General features: G+C 53.4%; 14 protein-coding genes and 7 tRNA genes. 16 read left to right on the top strand and 5 right to left on the bottom strand.

All coding sequences use genetic code 11. The annotated features are described in order from the left end of the window. The first annotated feature begins 101 nt into the window (after positions 1-101). The 3 genes from ybfE (at position 102) to fur (ending at position 1,813) form a co-directional block, all read left to right on the top strand. Positions 102-389 carry a LexA regulated protein gene (gene ybfE / locus FOY93_RS06530; RefSeq protein ID WP_023334913.1) on the top strand — a complete coding sequence of 96 codons (288 nt, stop codon included), beginning with the start codon at positions 102-104 and terminating at the stop codon, positions 387-389. A 155-nt stretch (positions 390-544) separates the two neighbouring features. After that, a complete protein-coding gene (gene fldA / locus FOY93_RS06525; protein ID WP_008501067.1) occupies positions 545-1,075 on the top strand; it encodes a flavodoxin FldA in 531 nt (176 codons plus the stop codon). A gap of 291 nt (positions 1,076-1,366) precedes the next feature. Beyond that, positions 1,367-1,813, top strand: a complete 447-nt coding sequence (gene fur / locus FOY93_RS06520) for a ferric iron uptake transcriptional regulator (RefSeq protein WP_014169146.1) — start codon at positions 1,367-1,369, stop codon at positions 1,811-1,813. A gap of 92 nt (positions 1,814-1,905) precedes the next feature. Here fur and chiQ read toward each other — a convergent pair whose 3' ends face one another. From chiQ to nagE, 4 genes are all read right to left on the bottom strand, one after another. Next, positions 1,906-2,232: a ChiQ/YbfN family lipoprotein gene (gene chiQ, locus FOY93_RS06515; RefSeq protein ID WP_133295410.1), complete on the bottom strand. Its 327-nt coding sequence runs from the start codon at positions 2,230-2,232 to the stop codon at positions 1,906-1,908. 47 nt (positions 2,233-2,279) lie between these two features. Next, positions 2,280-3,677, bottom strand: coding sequence for a chitoporin ChiP (gene chiP / locus FOY93_RS06510; protein ID WP_032661118.1), 1,398 nt, complete (start codon positions 3,675-3,677; stop codon positions 2,280-2,282). A 446-nt stretch (positions 3,678-4,123) separates the two neighbouring features. Continuing rightward, positions 4,124-5,791 (bottom strand): glutamine--tRNA ligase, encoded by a 1,668-nt coding sequence (glnS, locus tag FOY93_RS06505; RefSeq protein ID WP_143344833.1) that lies wholly within the window; start codon positions 5,789-5,791, stop codon positions 4,124-4,126. Positions 5,792-5,960: 169 nt separating this feature from the next. Continuing rightward, positions 5,961-7,982 (bottom strand): N-acetylglucosamine-specific PTS transporter subunit IIBC, encoded by a 2,022-nt coding sequence (nagE, locus tag FOY93_RS06500; protein ID WP_143344832.1) that lies wholly within the window; start codon positions 7,980-7,982, stop codon positions 5,961-5,963. Positions 7,983-8,310: 328 nt separating this feature from the next. Between nagE and nagB the strand changes: the two genes are divergently transcribed. From nagB to FOY93_RS06440, 12 genes are all read left to right on the top strand, one after another. Continuing rightward, positions 8,311-9,111: a glucosamine-6-phosphate deaminase gene (gene nagB / locus FOY93_RS06495; RefSeq protein WP_013097568.1), complete on the top strand. Its 801-nt coding sequence runs from the start codon at positions 8,311-8,313 to the stop codon at positions 9,109-9,111. 55 nt (positions 9,112-9,166) lie between these two features. Next, on the top strand, positions 9,167-10,315 hold the full coding sequence (gene nagA / locus FOY93_RS06490; protein WP_111964385.1) for an N-acetylglucosamine-6-phosphate deacetylase: 1,149 nt from the start codon (positions 9,167-9,169) through the stop codon (positions 10,313-10,315). 8 nt (positions 10,316-10,323) lie between these two features. Further along, positions 10,324-11,544 carry a DNA-binding transcriptional regulator NagC gene (nagC, locus tag FOY93_RS06485; RefSeq protein ID WP_021242995.1) on the top strand — a complete coding sequence of 407 codons (1,221 nt, stop codon included), beginning with the start codon at positions 10,324-10,326 and terminating at the stop codon, positions 11,542-11,544. A gap of 45 nt (positions 11,545-11,589) precedes the next feature. After that, positions 11,590-12,342 (top strand): ribonucleotide monophosphatase NagD, encoded by a 753-nt coding sequence (gene nagD, locus FOY93_RS06480; protein ID WP_023310763.1) that lies wholly within the window; start codon positions 11,590-11,592, stop codon positions 12,340-12,342. Positions 12,343-12,591: 249 nt separating this feature from the next. Further along, positions 12,592-14,256 (top strand): asparagine synthase B, encoded by a 1,665-nt coding sequence (gene asnB, locus FOY93_RS06475; protein WP_010428626.1) that lies wholly within the window; start codon positions 12,592-12,594, stop codon positions 14,254-14,256. A gap of 226 nt (positions 14,257-14,482) precedes the next feature. Then, positions 14,483-14,559 (top strand) — tRNA-Met (locus FOY93_RS06470). 8 nt (positions 14,560-14,567) lie between these two features. Beyond that, a tRNA-Leu gene (locus tag FOY93_RS06465) sits at positions 14,568-14,652 on the top strand. A 23-nt stretch (positions 14,653-14,675) separates the two neighbouring features. Then, positions 14,676-14,750 (top strand) — tRNA-Gln (locus FOY93_RS06460). Positions 14,751-14,782: 32 nt separating this feature from the next. Then, a tRNA-Gln gene (locus tag FOY93_RS06455) sits at positions 14,783-14,857 on the top strand. Between the two features lie 17 nt (positions 14,858-14,874). Then, positions 14,875-14,951 (top strand) — tRNA-Met (locus FOY93_RS06450). A 40-nt stretch (positions 14,952-14,991) separates the two neighbouring features. Further along, positions 14,992-15,066, top strand: a tRNA-Gln gene (locus tag FOY93_RS06445). Positions 15,067-15,102: 36 nt separating this feature from the next. Further along, positions 15,103-15,177: transfer RNA gene (locus tag FOY93_RS06440), tRNA-Gln, on the top strand. Positions 15,178-15,274: 97 nt separating this feature from the next. Here the strand turns inward: FOY93_RS06440 and ubiF are convergent. Further along, on the bottom strand, positions 15,275-16,450 hold the full coding sequence (gene ubiF / locus FOY93_RS06435) for a 3-demethoxyubiquinol 3-hydroxylase (RefSeq protein WP_136195350.1): 1,176 nt from the start codon (positions 16,448-16,450) through the stop codon (positions 15,275-15,277). A 135-nt stretch (positions 16,451-16,585) separates the two neighbouring features. Here ubiF and miaB point away from each other — a divergent pair, with 135 nt between their 5' ends. Next, complete coding sequence (gene miaB / locus FOY93_RS06430) at positions 16,586-18,010, top strand: tRNA (N6-isopentenyl adenosine(37)-C2)-methylthiotransferase MiaB (RefSeq protein ID WP_111964387.1); 1,425 nt, start codon at positions 16,586-16,588, stop codon at positions 18,008-18,010. The last annotated feature ends 86 nt before the right edge of the window (positions 18,011-18,096 follow it).

The following is an 18,096-nucleotide window of genomic DNA, read 5'->3' as shown; positions in this document are numbered from 1 at the left end:
GGGCTTCCAGTCGTTGGCGTGCCGTTTTTGGTGATGTATGATGGCGCGCTTATCGCCCGGGCATTAGCAGGGCGGCGTGTTTCCCCCGAAGTCTCAGAATCATGGCCAAAGAACAAACGGACCGTACGACACTAGATCTGTTCGCGAATGAGCGTCGCCCGGGACGACCGAAGACGAATCCGCTTTCGCGCGATGAACAGCTGCGTATCAATAAACGCAATCAGCTTAAACGCGATAAAAATCGCGGGCTTAAGCGTGTCGAACTGAAGCTTAACGCCGACGCCGTCGATGCGCTGAACGAGCTGGCTGACGCGCGAAATATCAGCCGCAGCGAGCTCATTGAAGAGATGTTAATCGCCCAGCTTGAGACGTTGCGCAGCCAGGCATAAGTCTGAAAATCCCCTTTATTACCCTTTTCATGTAGCACAGAGTGCAGTCCTGCGCGATAGCTGTTTCCGCAGGGTTGCCAGTTCTGCTATTATTGCCCTTATCCGTGGCCGAATTGCGCCACCATACTATTAAGTTTCAAGAGGTTATTTTACTCATGGCAATCATCGGCATTTTCTTTGGCAGTGATACCGGCAATACCGAAAATATCGCAAAAAACATTCAAAAACAGCTCGGTAAAGACGTTGCTGATGTGCATGACATTGCCAAGAGCAGCAAAGAAGATCTGGAAGGCTATGATATTCTGCTGCTGGGTATCCCAACCTGGTACTACGGTGAAGCCCAGTGCGACTGGGATGATTTCTTCCCGACGCTGGAAGAAGTGGACTTCAACGGTAAGCTAGTTGCCCTGTTTGGCTGCGGTGACCAGGAAGACTACGCTGAGTATTTCTGTGACGCGCTGGGTACCATCCGCGACATCATTGAGCCGAATGGCGCGGTTATCGTAGGCCACTGGCCGACCGCTGGTTACCACTTCGAAGCGTCTAAAGGCCTGGCCGATGACGATCATTTCGTGGGTCTGGCCATCGACGAAGACCGTCAGCCAGAACTGACCGCAGAGCGCGTTGAGAAATGGGTTAAGCAGATCCGTGAAGAGCTGCACCTGGACGATATTCTTAACGCCTGATTTTTCTCGCGGCGCAACGGCGGTTGCGCCCGTGCACCAGGTCAAACCGATTAAATTAATTGCTACAATCTTTTAACTTTTTCGCCCAGACCTGTACAATGTCTCCCTGATAAAATGTGGTTTTCCATCGAGCAAGTTTGTTGGTGATACCCCATTTTTATAAGCATATTTTGCCTGAGACTTGCAGTTTTCATTTAGCCATGGCAGTTCTATAATGAGACGCATTATCCCAGGTGCATTTTCTGTCACTTCCTACAGAAGTGAATCGTTTAGCAACAGGACAGATTCCGCATGACTGACAACAATACCGCATTAAAGAAGGCTGGCCTGAAAGTTACGCTTCCTCGGTTAAAAATCCTCGAAGTGCTTCAGGGTCCAGACAATCACCATGTCAGTGCGGAAGACCTTTATAAACGTCTTATCGACATGGGTGAAGAGATTGGGCTGGCTACCGTCTATCGCGTGCTGAACCAGTTTGATGACGCGGGCATTGTCACCCGTCATAATTTCGAAGGCGGTAAATCTGTTTTCGAACTGACCCAGCAGCAGCACCACGATCATTTGATCTGCCTCGACTGCGGCAAGGTCATTGAATTCAGCGATGATTCCATCGAAGCGCGCCAGCGTGAAATCGCCGCGCGTCACGGTATCCGCCTGACCAACCACAGCCTGTATCTTTACGGTCACTGCGCTGAAGGCGACTGCCGCGAAGATGACCACGCGCACGACGCAAAATAATCAAGTGTTCATACTCTGAGCCAGCCGAAAGGTTGGCTTTTTTTTGCCAGAAAAAAGCCCGGTAAGCGCAGCGCCACCGGGCGTAAAGCAACTTATTTATTATTGTTGCGTATCTCGTTCCAGATCTTATCGCAACGCTTGGTCACTTCCTGATCGTTACCGGTTTTACGCGCCTGGATACAGGCCTGGTAATCCATCACGCGGACATTCTCCCGCGTCGCAAACTGCTCATGCGCTTTCTCTTTCTTCAGCACGTTCAGCACGCTCTGACAGGCGTCAATTTTCTCCGGCGATCCTTCTGCTGTATTAATACAGGCGCTATAGGCCTCCTTCAGCCGGGAATCTTCTTTCGGTGCCTCACTCTGAGCACACGCCACCAGCCCTGATGCCAGTAACGCGACGATTACGATTTTTTTCATCATATGCAGTCTCCGGTCCGGCGGGATCTAACCCGCCGGAAGATTCATCAGAAGATAGTGAACGGTGCGATAACCATGAATTTCACGTCACGTTCATCCTGGAAGATGTTGCCGTAACCGCCCGCGTAGCTCGGGATATCGGAGTGGTTGTCATATTGAGTGAAGTGCAGTTTGAACATTGTGCCTTTCGCGCGGCCATCCTGCAGGGTATAGATAGCATCGAGGCTGTAAGAAGACTCTTTCAGGCGATAGTTGGGATCGTAGTATGCGTCCGGAGTTGCCATATCGGCAGGTTTTGCATCCCAGGCGTAAGCGTAAGAAGCGCCCACCGCCCAGCCAGGCAGGTTCCAGTTTTTCAGGTCGTACATTGCGCCGAAGAAGACCGCTTTCTCGCCGTCGGCGTTGAAGTCTGAGCGGTTATCCCACCAGATATCAAGACGACCGTTGGATGAGGCATAGGTCGGGGTCATACGCTGCAGGAAGTAGCCCTGCTGCCCTTCCGCCTTCACCCATGTTCCTTCCAGACGTAAATCAACCTGACCGACCTTATAGCCGAAGGTTAGCGCCTGCAGCCACGCGGTGCCATCATAAATGTCATTGACGCCACCGTTGCTGACTTTGTCGCGCGTACCGTAGAACTGATAGCTGGTACTCAGCGGGCTACCCGCGACATCAAACTTATAGCTGGCCTTGGCAAAGTACTGATCGATATACCCTTGCGCCTGGCCAAATGCTGCTTCGAGAACCAGATCGTTTTTGAAGTCGTATTTCGCCCCCAGCGAGTGGAGATAATCGACTTTGGTTTTCTTATCGTTCTGGTAGAACTTGTCCATCTCGATGTGCCAGGGTGCTTTGTACTCGTTGGTCCACATATAGGAGAAGCTCAACGCACCCGCATCACCGTAGTCAAAGTTCGCCCCGGCTTCCGCACCCTGATAGGTACCCGGCATAAAACTCCAGTGCGGTGCTAACAGGGTCTGGCCAGTTGGCTGAATATAACCACCGCGCGCCCATACCGGACCGTATTTAAATTTTGCAGCGGCTTTGTACAGGCTGATGCCGCTCTTATCCCCGGACCAGTCTTCTTTATACGCTTTATTGCTGGAGGAGAAGGCAATTTCGTTCGGGTGGGCGCTGTCGCCGTTTTCCGCCATTTCAATCGCGGTAAACGCAGCAATATCCAGACCGAACATATCCGCGGCATAGCCTGACTGGAAGTCCAGGTTGGCGTTCCAGGTGGAATGAGAAAGGTTGGTTTTGTATTTGTCTTCGGTGACGTCTTTACGGTCACGTTCACGCTGCCAGTAATAGATACCGCCCGTGAGGGTAGAATCGTCGATGAAGCCCGCCGCTTTCGCCTCTGGTGTCACCACCAGGCCCGACATTGCTGTCACACCGGCAATAGCCAGCGCCAGCGCACTACGTTTGCCACTGAACGTACGCATAGATTATTCCTCTTTGACGAATTAAAACGCCTGAAACGGCGTAAATAAAAAAGACCAAATGGTCAGGGGTAGTTTTAAATACCCTCGAATTAACTACCGTCGTTAGATTATTTTTCGCGACGCGAATTATCAATGCTTTTTAGCGGACAAAAGTCAGGATTATGACGAAGTGCACATAATCAGTAGTGCTTTGTAACATTTGCAGGGAGGCGAGGAATGGCGGGGAATTTTCAATTATTTCAGTGGCTAGACGAGAAACATCTTCCCTTTCTTATAACCTTTTTGTTTTTCCTAATGACACAAACTTTTTTTTGAAAAATAAGTAGCACCTCATTGACCTGATATTTTTATCACACCTTTTTAGGCCCTGGCTTAATACCCTGATCGTTAAATAAAAAAACGCCGCATAGTGCGGCGTTTGTCTCTCATTGACCAGACCAGCAATATTATTCGCCGATCTTCGTCCAGGTATCACGCAGACCTACGGTACGGTTAAATACCGGTTTTTCTGCCGTGCTGTGACGGCTGTCCAGGCAGAAGTAACCTTCACGTTCGAACTGGAACGCTTTGCCTGCTTCAGCGTTTTTCAGAGAAGGCTCCGCATAACCCTGCTTAATCACCAAAGATTCCGGGTTGATGGTCGCCAGGAAGTCTTCCGCAGCACCAGGGTTAGGCACGCTGAACAGACGATCGTACAGACGAATTTCTACCGGCAGCGCGTGGGATGCGCTCACCCAGTGGATAACGCCTTTCACCTTGCGGCCATCCGCAGGATCTTTGCTCAACGTTTCAGCATCATAAGAACAGAAGATGGTGGTGATATTCCCTTCTGCATCTTTCTCAACGCGCTCGGCTTTGATGACGTAGGCATTACGCAGACGCACTTCTTTACCCAGCACCAGACGCTTGTACTGCTTGTTGGCTTCTTCGCGGAAGTCAGCGCGGTCAATCCAGATCTCGCCGCTGAACGGCACGTCACGGCTTCCCATTTCCGGCTTGTTCGGATGGTTAGGCATGGAGACCAGCTCGCTTTCACCCTGCGGATAGTTTTCGATAACCAGTTTCACCGGATCGATAACCGCCATCGCGCGCGGAGCGTTTTCGTTGAGATCTTCGCGAATGCATGATTCAAGAGACGCCATCTCGATGGTGTTGTCCTGCTTGGTCACGCCGATACGTTTGCAGAACTCACGAATAGAGGCGGCAGTGTAACCACGACGACGCAGACCAGAAATGGTAGGCATACGTGGATCATCCCAGCCCTCAACGTGCTTGTCGGTCACCAGCAGGTTCAGCTTACGCTTGGACATCACGGTGTATTCCAGGTTCAGGCGAGAGAACTCGTACTGGCGCGGATGCACAGGAATGGTGATGTTATCCAGAACCCAGTCGTACAGACGACGGTTGTCCTGGAACTCCAGCGTACACAGGGAGTGCGTAATGCCTTCCAGCGCATCGCTGATGCAGTGGGTAAAGTCGTACATCGGGTAGATGCACCACTTGTTGCCGGTCTGGTGGTGTTCCGCAAACTTAATGCGGTACAGCACCGGATCGCGCATCACGATAAACGGAGACGCCATGTCGATTTTGGCACGCAGGCACGCTTTGCCTTCTTCGAAGCCACCGGCACGCATTTTTTCAAACAGCGCCAGGTTCTCTTCCACGCTGCGGTCGCGGAACGGGCTGTTTTTGCCCGGTGCGGTCAGCGTACCGCGATACTCACGGATCTCGTCAGCAGACAGCTCGTCGACATACGCCAGACCCTTGTTGATAAGCTCTACCGCATAGGTGTACAGCTGATCAAAATAGTCAGAGGAGTAGCAGATATCGCCAGACCAGTTGAAGCCCAGCCATTGCACGTCGTTCTTAATGGACTCAACGTATTCGATGTCTTCTTTTACTGGGTTGGTGTCATCGAAACGCAGGTTGCACTGTCCCTGGTAGTCTTGCGCAATGCCAAAGTTCAGGCAGATGGACTTCGCATGCCCGATATGCAGGTAGCCGTTCGGCTCCGGCGGAAAGCGGGTATGAATTGTGGTGTGCTTACCACTGGCCAGATCTTCATCGATGATCTGACGAATAAAGTTACTCGGGCGGGCTTCAGCCTCACTCATCGTGGATTCCTCAAAGCGTAAACAACGTATAACGGCATATGATCTTATAAGCCGGACGTAGTGACAACCCTTAAAACGTCTCTGAAGAAAATAATGGGGGCATTTGCTGCAAAAAAAAGCGGCGGAGGATCTCCCCCGCCGCTTAAGGCATGACTCTACTCAGGAGCGATTACTTGCCTTTAATCTCGTACAGCGGTGTTTGACCCGCAACAACCTGACCTTTCGCCTGAATGACCAGGCCGCTGAAGTCGTCGATGTTGCTGCAAACGACCGGACTTATCATGGAGCGCGCGTTGGCGTTCAGGAAGTCCAGATCCATTACCAGAATCGGCTGCCCAGCCACCACTTCAGCGCCCTCTTCCACCAGACGAGTAAAGCCCTGGCCGTTCAGCGCAACGGTATCGATACCCATATGGACAACGATCTCCGCGCCATTTTCGGTTTCGAGGCAGAACGCATGGTTGGTGTTGAAGATTTTCACGATGGTACCGGCAGCCGGAGACACAACGGTTTTGTCCGTTGGTTTCACCGCCACACCGTCACCGACCGCTTTGCTGGCGAAGGCTTCGTCAGGCACCTGCTCAATCGCAACGACTTCACCGGTTACCGGTGAAACCAGCGCGGCTATCGTTTTGGCGTTGGGTACCGCCTGCGGTTTTGCAGCCGCTGGCGCGGCGGCAGGTGCGACAGAAGCTTCTGCTGCGGCTACCGGGCCGGTAGTTTTCATGGCATTAGCAATTTTCTCTGCCACAAAGCCAACGATAATCTGCACGCTGGTTTTGTTCAGGCGGATAACACCGGACGCGCCCAGACGTTTGGCCAGCGCTTCGTTCACCAGGGAAGAGTCTTTGACGTTCAGACGCAGACGAGTGATACAGGCATCGATACCGGTCAGGTTGTCAGAACCGCCTACTGCGGCGATGTACTGACGCGCCAGACCTGAAACGTCCTGGTCCTGAGCACCGCTCACGTTCACATCCTGACCATCCGCTTCGCTACCGGCCACGGCCAGTTCACGACCCGGTGTCATGAGGTTAAATTTGGTGATAGTGAAACGGAACACTACGTAGTAGATCGCGAAGAACACCAGACCTTGCGGGATCAGCATCCACCAGTGGGTCGCCAGCGGGTTACGGGACGAAAGCACCATATCCACCAGACCGGCGCTGAAGCCGAAACCGGCAATCCACTGCATGCTGGCAGCGATGAACACGGAGATACCGGTCAGCACGGCGTGGATCACATACAGAACCGGCGCCACGAACATGAAGGAGAACTCCAGCGGCTCGGTGATACCGGTGAAGAAGGCCGCGAACGCGCCCGCCATCATGATACCCAGCACTTTCGCTTTATTCTCTGGACGCGCGCAGTGGTAGATAGCCAGCGCAGCACCCGGTAGACCAAACATCATGATCGGGAAGAAGCCCGCCTGGTAACGACCGGTGATACCGACAACCGCTTTACCTGCTTCGATGGACTGTGCGCCACCCAGGAAGTTAGGGATATCGTTAATACCGGCAACGTCGAACCAGAACACGGAGTTCAGCGCGTGGTGCAGACCAACCGGGATCAGCAGACGGTTGAAGAACGCGTACACGCCCGCACCGACAGAACCCAGTTTCTGGATGTGCTCACCGAAGTTCACCAGACCGTCGAAAATCATCGGCCAGACGTACATCATGATGAACGCGACAACGATCATCACAAACGAGGTCAGGATAGGGACCAGACGGCGGCCGCTAAAGAAGGAGAGCGCTTTTGGCAGCTCTACGCTGCTGAAGCGGTTATACAGTTCGGCAGAGATGATACCCACAAGGATACCGACAAACTGGTTGCTGATCTTACCGAATGCCGCCGGAACCTGGTCCGCCGGAATTTTTTGGATCATGGCCACTGCTGCAGGTGAGCAGAGAGTGGTTAAGACGAGGAAACCGACAAAACCGGTCAGCGCAGCGGCACCGTCTTTGTCTTTGGACATACCGTAAGCCACACCAATCGCGAACAACACGGACATATTGTCGATAATGGCGGAACCTGACTTGATAAAGAACGCCGCCAGCGCGCTGGTATTACCCCAGCCGTTGGGGTCGATCCAGTAGCCGACACCCATCAGGATGGCTGCGGCAGGCAGCGTGGCGACCGGCACCATAAGTGCGCGGCCAACCTTTTGTAAATAACCTAGAATACTCACTTTCTTCCCCCTATGAGACCCCGTTTAAGGCATGTTCTCAGCTCTGTTTTTTATTGTGTCACGAACTATAGATACAGTTGATGCTTCACTGGCATTGTGAGTGTGTGAAAAATTAATTCGTATCGCAAATTAAACGCGTACTTTTTGTGATTTTTGTCACCAAATATCGTTATTAACCCTCCCTTGCACTGGCTAACAGTGAAAACTTATTTTATCATTCAAAAAATCAAGACGGATTGATCCGGCCTGAAAGTTTCCAGGTTACGCTTAAGTATCAGGTTCCGATAGCTATCCGCCCACTCTTCTACTTTAACTCTTGAGGTGAACAATGAGACTGATTCCCCTGGCAACTGCTGAACAAGTTGGTAAATGGGCCGCTCGCCATATCGTTAACCGTATCAACGCCTTTAAACCAACTGCCGATCGTCCTTTCGTTCTTGGACTTCCGACAGGCGGCACACCGCTGACTGCCTACAAGGCGCTGGTTGAGATGCATAAAGCAGGCCAGGTTAGCTTCAAGCATGTTGTGACATTCAACATGGATGAATACGTTGGCTTACCGAAAGACCACCCGGAAAGCTACCATAGCTTTATGCACCGTAATTTCTTTGATCACGTTGATATTCCAGCTGAAAATATTAACCTGCTGAATGGAAACGCGCCTGATATTGACGCAGAATGCCGTCAGTATGAAGAAAAAATCCGTTCTTACGGTAAGATCCACCTGTTTATGGGTGGTGTAGGTAATGATGGTCACATCGCGTTTAACGAACCGGCGTCATCTCTGGCTTCCCGCACCCGTATTAAAACGCTGACCCATGACACGCGCGTGGCAAACTCCCGCTTCTTTGACGGCGATGTTAACCAGGTTCCAAAATACGCCCTGACCGTAGGCGTAGGCACCCTGCTGGATGCTGAAGAAGTGATGATTCTGGTGCTGGGCAGCGTGAAAGCCCAGGCGCTCCAGGCTGCCGTTGAAGGCAACGTAAACCATATGTGGACCATAAGCTGCCTGCAGCTGCATCCGAAATCAGTCATCGTCTGCGACGAACCATCCACGATGGAGCTGAAGGTTAAAACGCTGAAGTACTTCAACGAGTTAGAAGCTGAGAACATCAAAGGTCTGTAATTGAATAACCGCCTCTTCATCAAGAGGCGGCCGCTTTTTTTAACCGGGGGTAGTTATGTACGCTTTAACCCACGGTCGGATTTATACCGGCCATGAAATTCTGGATGACCATGCGATTGTTATCGCTGATGGCCTGATTGAACGTGTTTGCCCGCTGGCAGAACTGCCGCCGGAGATTGAACAGCGCTCACTCAATGGAGCAGTAATCTCCCCCGGTTTCATCGACGTGCAGCTCAACGGCTGCGGCGGTGTGCAATTCAATGACACCGCGGATGCGGTGACGGTAGAAACTCTGGAGATCATGCAGAAAGCCAACGAGAAATCGGGCTGCACCAGCTATCTGCCAACGCTCATCACCAGCAGTGATGACCTTATGAAGCAGGGTATCCGCGTGATGCGAGAATACCTGGCCAAACATCCTAACCAGGCGCTGGGTCTGCACCTTGAAGGGCCATGGCTGAATATGGTCAAGAAAGGAACGCATAACCCGGACTACGTGCGTAAACCTGATGCAGAGCTGGTTGACTACATGTGTGCCAACGCCGATGTGATCACCAAAGTGACGCTGGCGCCTGAAATGACGGGTACGGATGTAATCAGCAAGCTGGCCGCCGCCGGGATTATCGTTTCAGCAGGCCACTCAAACGCAACGCTGAAAGAAGCGAAAGCCGGTTTCCGCGCGGGAATTACTTTCGCAACTCACCTTTACAACGCCATGCCGTATATCACAGGCCGTGAACCGGGTCTGGTCGGGGCGATTCTGGATGAGCCAGACGTCTACTGCGGCATTATTGCTGACGGCTTACACGTCGATTACACCAACATTCGCAACGCTAAGCGGCTGAAAGGTGACAAGCTTTGTCTGGTGACGGATGCCACCGCACCGGCAGGTGCAAATATTGAGCAGTTCATTTTTGCCGGTAAAACAATATACTACCGCAATGGACTGTGTGTGGATGAAAACGGTACGCTGAGCGGTTCCTCTTTGACCATGATTGAAGGGGTGCGTAACCTGGTAGAACATTGCGGGATTGCGCTTGATGAAGTCCTGCGTATGGCAACCCTGTATCCGGCTCGCGCAATGGGCGTGGATAAACAGCTCGGCGGAATTGCACCAGGTATGGTTGCAAACCTGACGGCATTCACACACGATTATAAAATTATTAAGACCATCGTTAATGGTAACGAGGTCGTCACTGAGTAAGTAAAAGTATGACACCTGGCGGACAAGCTCAAATCGGTAATGTCGATCTCGTTAAACAACTTAACAGTGCGGCGGTATACCGCCTGATTGACCAGCACGGCCCCATCTCGCGGATTCAGATAGCCGAACAAAGCCAGCTTGCTCCCGCCAGCGTGACAAAAATTACCCGCCAGCTCATTGAGCGCGGTCTGATCAAAGAAGTCGATCAGCAGGCCTCCACCGGGGGCCGCCGCGCCATCTCTATTATTACCGAAACCCGCAATTTTCAGGCTATTGGCGTCCGTCTGGGCCGCCATGACACTACCCTCACGCTGTACGATCTGAGCAGTAAAGCCATTGCGGAAGAACACTACCCTCTTCCGGAACGCACCCAAGAGACGCTGGAACATGCGCTGCTCAATACCATCGCGCAGTTTATTGAAAGCTGTCAGCGCAAGATCCGCGAACTCATCGCCATCTCCGTGATCCTGCCCGGCCTGGTCGACCCGGAAAGCGGCGTGATCCGCTATATGCCGCACATTCAGGTTGAAAACTGGGGGCTGGTCGACGCGCTGGAAAAGCGTTTTAAAGTGACCTGCTTTGTGGGTCACGACATCCGCTCTCTGGCGCTGGCAGAGCACTACTTTGGTGCGAGCCAGGACTGTGAAGACTCTATTCTGGTGCGCGTCCACCGCGGTACGGGTGCAGGCATTATCTCTAACGGCCGGATTTTTATTGGGCGCAACGGTAACGTCGGAGAGATCGGCCACATTCAGGTTGAACCCCTCGGGGAGCGCTGCCACTGCGGCAACTTTGGCTGCCTTGAAACGATCGCCGCCAACACGGCCATCGAGCAGCGCGTTCGCCATCTGCTTGAACAGGGTTATCAAAGCCGCGTCACGCTGGACGACTGCAAGATAGGCACCATCTGCAAAGCCGCTAATAAAGGCGACGCGCTGGCCTGCGAAGTGATCGAGCAGGTTGGACGTCATCTGGGGAAAACCATCGCCATCGCCATTAACCTGTTTAACCCACAAAAAGTGGTGATCGCCGGTGAAATTGTGGAAGCGGAAAAGGTTCTGCTCCCTGCGATTGAAGGCTGTATTAACACCCAGGCGCTGAAAGCATTCCGCCAGAATCTTCCGGTGGTTCGTTCAAAGCTTGACCATCGCTCGGCGATTGGCGCGTTCGCGCTGGTCAAACGCGCCATGCTCAACGGAATTCTGCTCCAGCATTTGCTGGAAAGCTGATCGAACCTTATAGTAACGCCTTCTTTTTTTGATGTCGGAATATCCATGACCATTAAGAACGTAATTTGTGATATCGACGGTGTGCTGATGCACGACAACGTTGCCGTGCCGGGTGCTGCGGAGTTTCTTCACCGTATCATCGACAAAGGAATGCCACTGGTTCTGCTCACGAACTACCCTTCTCAAACCGGTCAGGATCTGGCAAACCGCTTTGCCACGGCGGGCGTCGACGTCCCGGACAGCGTGTTTTATACCTCGGCGATGGCCACGGCGGATTTTCTGAAGCGTCAGGAAGGAAAGAAAGCCTACGTGGTGGGTGAAGGTGCGCTGATACACGAGCTCTACAAAGCAGGCTTTACCATCACTGACGTGAACCCGGACTTTGTGATTGTCGGCGAGACGCGTTCCTTTAACTGGGAGATGATGCATAAAGCAGCATACTTTGTCGCCAGCGGTGCGCGCTTTATCGCCACCAACCCGGATACGCATGGCCGTGGTTTTTATCCGGCCTGCGGCGCGCTCTGCGCCGGTATCGAGAAAATCTCAGGGCGTCAGCCGTTCGTGGTCGGTAAACCGAGCCCGTGGATCATTCGTGCCGCGCTCAACAAGATGCAGGCCCACTCTGAAGAAACCGTTATTGTCGGCGACAACCTGCGCACCGATATTCTGGCCGGTTTCCAGGCGGGTCTGGAGACGATTCTGGTCCTGTCCGGCGTCTCTCAACTTGATGACATTGATTCGATGCCGTTCCGGCCGAGTTGGATTTACCCCTCCGTCGATGAAATTGACATCATCTGATACCGAACCACGCCTCAGGGCGTGGTTTTTCATTTATGGCCTTCACAAATAAAACTCCATCTAACAAAAAGCACATTTCATTGCATAATCATCAATAAAAGAACTCATGGCGTACTCTTTTTTCACTATTCCGCAATCACTATTGCACTATTTCCGTTTTCACCCGTAAAACGCTTGCGCGCCCTGCCCCTTTGCGGCATTTTCATAAGCAAGCAACATTACAAAGCAACAGGGTTAACGGAGAAGGTTATGTGTTCAATTTTTGGCGTACTGGATATTAAAACTGACGCGGGCGAACTGCGTAAAAAGGCACTCGAACTGTCCCGCCTGATGCGCCATCGCGGCCCGGACTGGTCAGGCGTTTACGCCAGTGACAAAGCAATTCTGGCTCACGAACGTCTGTCTATTGTTGACGTCAACGCCGGTGCACAGCCGCTGTATAACGAGAAAAAAACGCATGCGCTGGCTGTCAACGGTGAGATCTACAACCACCAGGCGCTGCGCGCCGAATACGGCGACCGCTACGCATTCCAGACCGGTTCTGACTGTGAAGTGATCCTGGCGCTGTATCAGGAGAAAGGTCCCGAGTTCCTGGACGACCTGCAGGGTATGTTTGCTTTTGCCCTGTACGACAGCGAAAAAGACGCTTATCTGATTGGCCGTGACCATATCGGTATTATCCCGCTGTACATGGGTCACGATGAGCACGGCAACTTCTACGTGGCCTCTGAGATGAAAGCCCTGGTGCCGGTCTGCCGCACCATTAAAGAGTTCCCGGCAGGCAGCTATCTGTGGAGCAAAGACGGCGAGATCCGTCAGTATTACCAGCGTGACTGGTTCGACTACGACGCGGTAAAAGACAACGTCACGGACAAAGCCGAGCTGCGTCAGGCGCTGGAAGATTCCGTGAAAAGCCACCTGATGTCAGACGTACCTTACGGCGTGCTGCTCTCCGGCGGCCTGGACTCCTCCGTGATCTCGGCCATTACCAAGAAATTTGCGGCTCGTCGCGTGGAGGATCAGGAGCGCTCAGAAGCCTGGTGGCCACAGCTGCACTCTTTTGCCGTGGGTCTGGAAGGGGCACCGGATCTAAAAGCCGCGCAGGAAGTGGCAAACCACCTCGGCACCGTGCACCACGAAATTCATTTCACCGTGCAGGAAGGTCTGGATGCGATCCGCGATGTGATCTATCACATTGAAACCTATGACGTGACCACCATCCGAGCCTCAACGCCGATGTACCTGATGTCGCGTAAGATCAAGGCGATGGGCATCAAGATGGTGCTCTCCGGTGAAGGTTCTGACGAAGTGTTTGGCGGCTACCTGTACTTCCACAAAGCGCCAAACGCTAAAGAGCTGCATGAAGAGACCGTGCGTAAGCTGCAGGCGTTGCACATGTTCGACTGCGCGCGTGCCAACAAAGCAATGTCTGCCTGGGGCGTAGAAGCGCGCGTGCCGTTCCTGGATAAGAAATTCCTCGACGTGGCAATGCGCATCAACCCGCAGGACAAGATGTGTGGCAACGGCAAAATGGAAAAACATATCCTGCGTGAATGTTTTGAATCCTACCTGCCGGCGAGCGTGGCATGGCGTCAGAAAGAGCAGTTCTCCGATGGTGTAGGTTATAGCTGGATCGACACCCTGAAAGAGGTCGCTGCGAAACAGGTTTCTGACCAACAGCTGGAAACCGCAAGCTTCCGCTTCCCGTACAACACGCCGGGCTCGAAAGAAGCGTATCTCTACCGTGAAATTTTTGAAGAATTGTTCCCGGTGCCGAGTGCTGCGGAGTGCGTACCGGGTGGCCCTTCCGTCGCCTGCTCTTCTGCCAAAGCGATTGAATGGGATGAATCGTTCAAATCCATGAACGATCCATCAGGACGCGCGGTAGGCGTTCACCAGTCAGCCTACAAATAATCACCTAGATCGCAATCAGGCCCCTCAGGGGCCTGTTTTTTTTGCCTCACATTTCACCGCCTAAATCTGATTAATAACCAATAATTGCCGAATATTCGGTCACGCTGTTCGCAACCTAACCAAACAGTCACATTCCGGCTATTTTCGTTGAAAAAGGTGTTGACGCTGCAAGGGTCTATACGCATAATGCGCCCCGCAACGCCGATAAGGTAACGCGAAAAAAGATGGCTACGTAGCTCAGTTGGTTAGAGCACATCACTCATAATGATGGGGTCACAGGTTCGAATCCCGTCGTAGCCACCATCTTTTTTGCGGGAGTGGCGAAATTGGTAGACGCACCAGATTTAGGTTCTGGCGCCGCAAGGTGTGCGAGTTCAAGTCTCGCCTCCCGCACCATTCCCGGGTAAGCGTTGCACGGATGGGGTATCGCCAAGCGGTAAGGCACCGGTTTTTGATACCGGCATTCCCTGGTTCGAATCCAGGTACCCCAGCCATATTTCTTCGATTTTGCGGTTCTCTGCGGTATTGGGGTATCGCCAAGCGGTAAGGCACCGGTTTTTGATACCGGCATTCCCTGGTTCGAATCCAGGTACCCCAGCCATCGAAGATTGCAGTACTGGCTACGTAGCTCAGTTGGTTAGAGCACATCACTCATAATGATGGGGTCACAGGTTCGAATCCCGTCGTAGCCACCAAATTAAGATTGTCGATTTTTCGGTAATCAAGACAAATTGTTGGGGTATCGCCAAGCGGTAAGGCACCGGATTCTGATTCCGGCATTCCGAGGTTCGAATCCTCGTACCCCAGCCAATTTAAAAAGTCGTTAAGCAGTTTGTTTAACGCAATTGGGGTGTCGCCAAGCGGTAAGGCTCTGGTTTCTGATACCAGCATTCCGGGGTTCGAATCCCTGCACCCCAGCCACTTAGTAACAAACAAGCCCGCTCTGCGGGCTTTTTTGTTTTTGTTGTTCAGAATCGAGTAGCCTGATGCCCTCTCCCACGGGGAGAGGGCATAAATATTAAAGTCCCAGGGCGTATTTCAGCGCCTGACGCTTCAGACCACCGGCACGCTCCGCTGCCATTAACCCAATATTACGCAGAATGCGCACCGGGGCTAAATCATTGCTGAACCCGGCATAGAACAGATCCATTCCCGACTGCATGATAAAGTTATCCGCCATGCGTCGCGTCTGATAACGCTTCAGGACCTGATGGCTGGCCCAGTTTTCCGCGTGTTCGCGGGCGCTGCCCAGCACATCCAGTAACGCATCGACGTCACGATATCCCAGGTTCACGCCCTGCCCGGCCAGCGGATGAATGGTGTGTGCCGCATCGCCCACCAGCGCCAGCCCTTCACGGGCATACTGCAACGCATGACGACGCGTGAGCGGGAATGCCCCTGCGGCGACCGGCGTGACGTTGCCCAGACGGCTCGGGAAATGCAGCAGAATTTCCCGCTGCAATTGTTCCATTGAAAGCCCCTGCAGCTGGCGAATGCGCGCCGGTTTGTCGTACCACACCAGCGACGCCCAGTTATCGAACAGCGGTAAAAAGGCGTGCGGGCCGTTCGGGGTAAAGTGCTGCCAGGTACTCTCGCCCGGCGCATTCTCGCACTGGACGGTAATCAGCATGCAGGACTGCTCGTACTGCCAGGCATGCCCCCCGATACCCGCCATCTGTCTGACCTGCGAGTTGGCGCCGTCCGCCCCGATAACCAGCTTCACGGCCAGCTCATCGCCGCTATCGAGCGTCAGTAGATAGCCACTCTCGTGAGGATGCAGCGCCTTAAGCGACGCAGGCACGCGCAGCGTCACCTGCGGATGCGCCTCCAGCGACTGCCAGAGCGCCCGCTGGAGCACGTTGTTTTCCACCATATAGCCCAGGCGCGGCAGCTTCAGCTCAGCGGCATCAAACGCGACGTGGGCATTTTCCCACTCCCAGGTTTCAAGACGGCTATAGGGGTGCGCTCGCATTTCCAGCACCGCCTCCCAGACGCCCAGCCCGCGCAGCAGATCGACGGACGCCGCGCTGATCGCAGATATGCGCACATCCGGTTTGCTGGCGGGATCGAAGGCCGGGGGAGCAGCCTGTTCAATTATCGTTACCTCAAATCCCTGCTTCGCCAGCCCCAGCGCCAGCGCGCCGCCGACCATACCGCCGCCGACAACGGCAACTTCGGTGTGTAGGAGTGTCATGGTCAATTTTCCTTATTGGAGAATCCCTTAAGTTTACCGGATTTTTGCGGTCCTGAGACACACAACCTTCATACTGGTCACAACCCCACCAAAGCATTACAATACGCGGCTTGCAATCCTGAGCTGAGCAAGTCGATGACTAAAAAACTCCATATAAAAACCTGGGGCTGTCAGATGAACGAATACGATTCATCCAAGATGGCCGATCTGCTGGATACCACCCACGGATACCAGCTGACTGAAAATGCGAAAGAAGCGGACGTGCTGCTGCTGAACACCTGTTCGATTCGTGAAAAAGCGCAGGAAAAAGTCTTTCACGTATTAGGACGCTGGAAACTTCTCAAACGAAAAAATCCGGACCTGATCATTGGGGTGGGCGGCTGCGTCGCGTCGCAGGAAGGCAAGCTGATCCGCCAGAGAGCCCCGTATGTGGATATTGTCTTTGGTCCTCAGACCCTCCACCGCCTGCCGGAGATGATCAATCAGGTTCGCGGTAACCGTAGCCCGGTCGTTGACGTCAGCTTCCCGGAAATCGAAAAATTCGACCGCCTGCCTGAGCCGCGTGCCGATGGCCCGACCGCCTTCGTCTCCATCATGGAGGGCTGCAACAAATACTGCACGTACTGCGTGGTGCCGTACACCCGTGGTGAAGAGGTCAGCCGCCCGGCAGATGACATTCTGTTTGAAATCGCGCAGCTTGCCGCGCAGGGTGTGCGCGAAGTGAACCTGCTGGGCCAGAACGTTAACGCCTGGCGCGGTGAGAACTACGACGGCACGACCGGCAGCTTTGCCGAGCTGCTGCGCCTGGTGGCCGCGATTGACGGCATCGACCGCATTCGCTTTACCACCAGCCATCCGATGGAGTTTACCGACGACATCATTGACGTCTATCGCGATACGCCAGAACTGGTGAGCTTCCTGCACCTGCCGATTCAGTGCGGCTCTGACCGCGTGCTGAACCTGATGGGCCGCCCGCATACGGTGCTGGAATATAAGTCCACCATTCGCAAGCTGCGTGAAGCGCGTCCGGATATCCAGATTAGCTCTGACTTTATCGTCGGCTTCCCTGGCGAAACCGCTGATGACTTCGAGCGCACCATGAAGCTCATCGGTGAAGTGAATTTTGACGTCAGCTACAGCTTCATCTTCTCTGCGCGTCCAGGGACACCGGCGGCCGATATGGTTGACGATGTGCCGGAAGAAGAGAAAAAGCAGCGTCTGTATATTCTGCAGGAGCGTATTAACCAGCAGGCCAACGCCTGGAGCCGCCGCATGCTCGGCACCGTTCAGCGCATTCTGGTGGAAGGCACCTCCCGCAAGAGCATTATGGAACTCTCTGGTCGTACCGAAAATAATCGCGTGGTGAACTTTGAAGGCACCCCGGATATGATCGGTAAGTTTGTGGACGTCGAGATTATCGAAGTGCTGACCAACTCGCTGCGCGCGAAAGTGGTCCGCACCGAGGACGAAATGGGCCTGCGTATTGCCGAGTCACCGGAATCCGTCATCTCTCGTACTCGCAAAGAAAATGATTCTGGCGTTGGGATTTACCAGCCATAATCCTTCTGGCCTGCCCTTCCGGCAGGCCTTGTATTTCCTCTCATCGTCCCCAATATCTTCCGCAACGCTTGCGCCTTTATTCTGTG

The sequence above is a fragment of the Enterobacter sp. 18A13 genome (genome assembly GCF_007035975.1).
Classification (GTDB): domain Bacteria; phylum Pseudomonadota; class Gammaproteobacteria; order Enterobacterales; family Enterobacteriaceae; genus Enterobacter; species Enterobacter vonholyi.
Note: the sequence above shows the minus strand (reverse complement) of the source record. Positions and strands in the feature narration are given on the sequence as shown.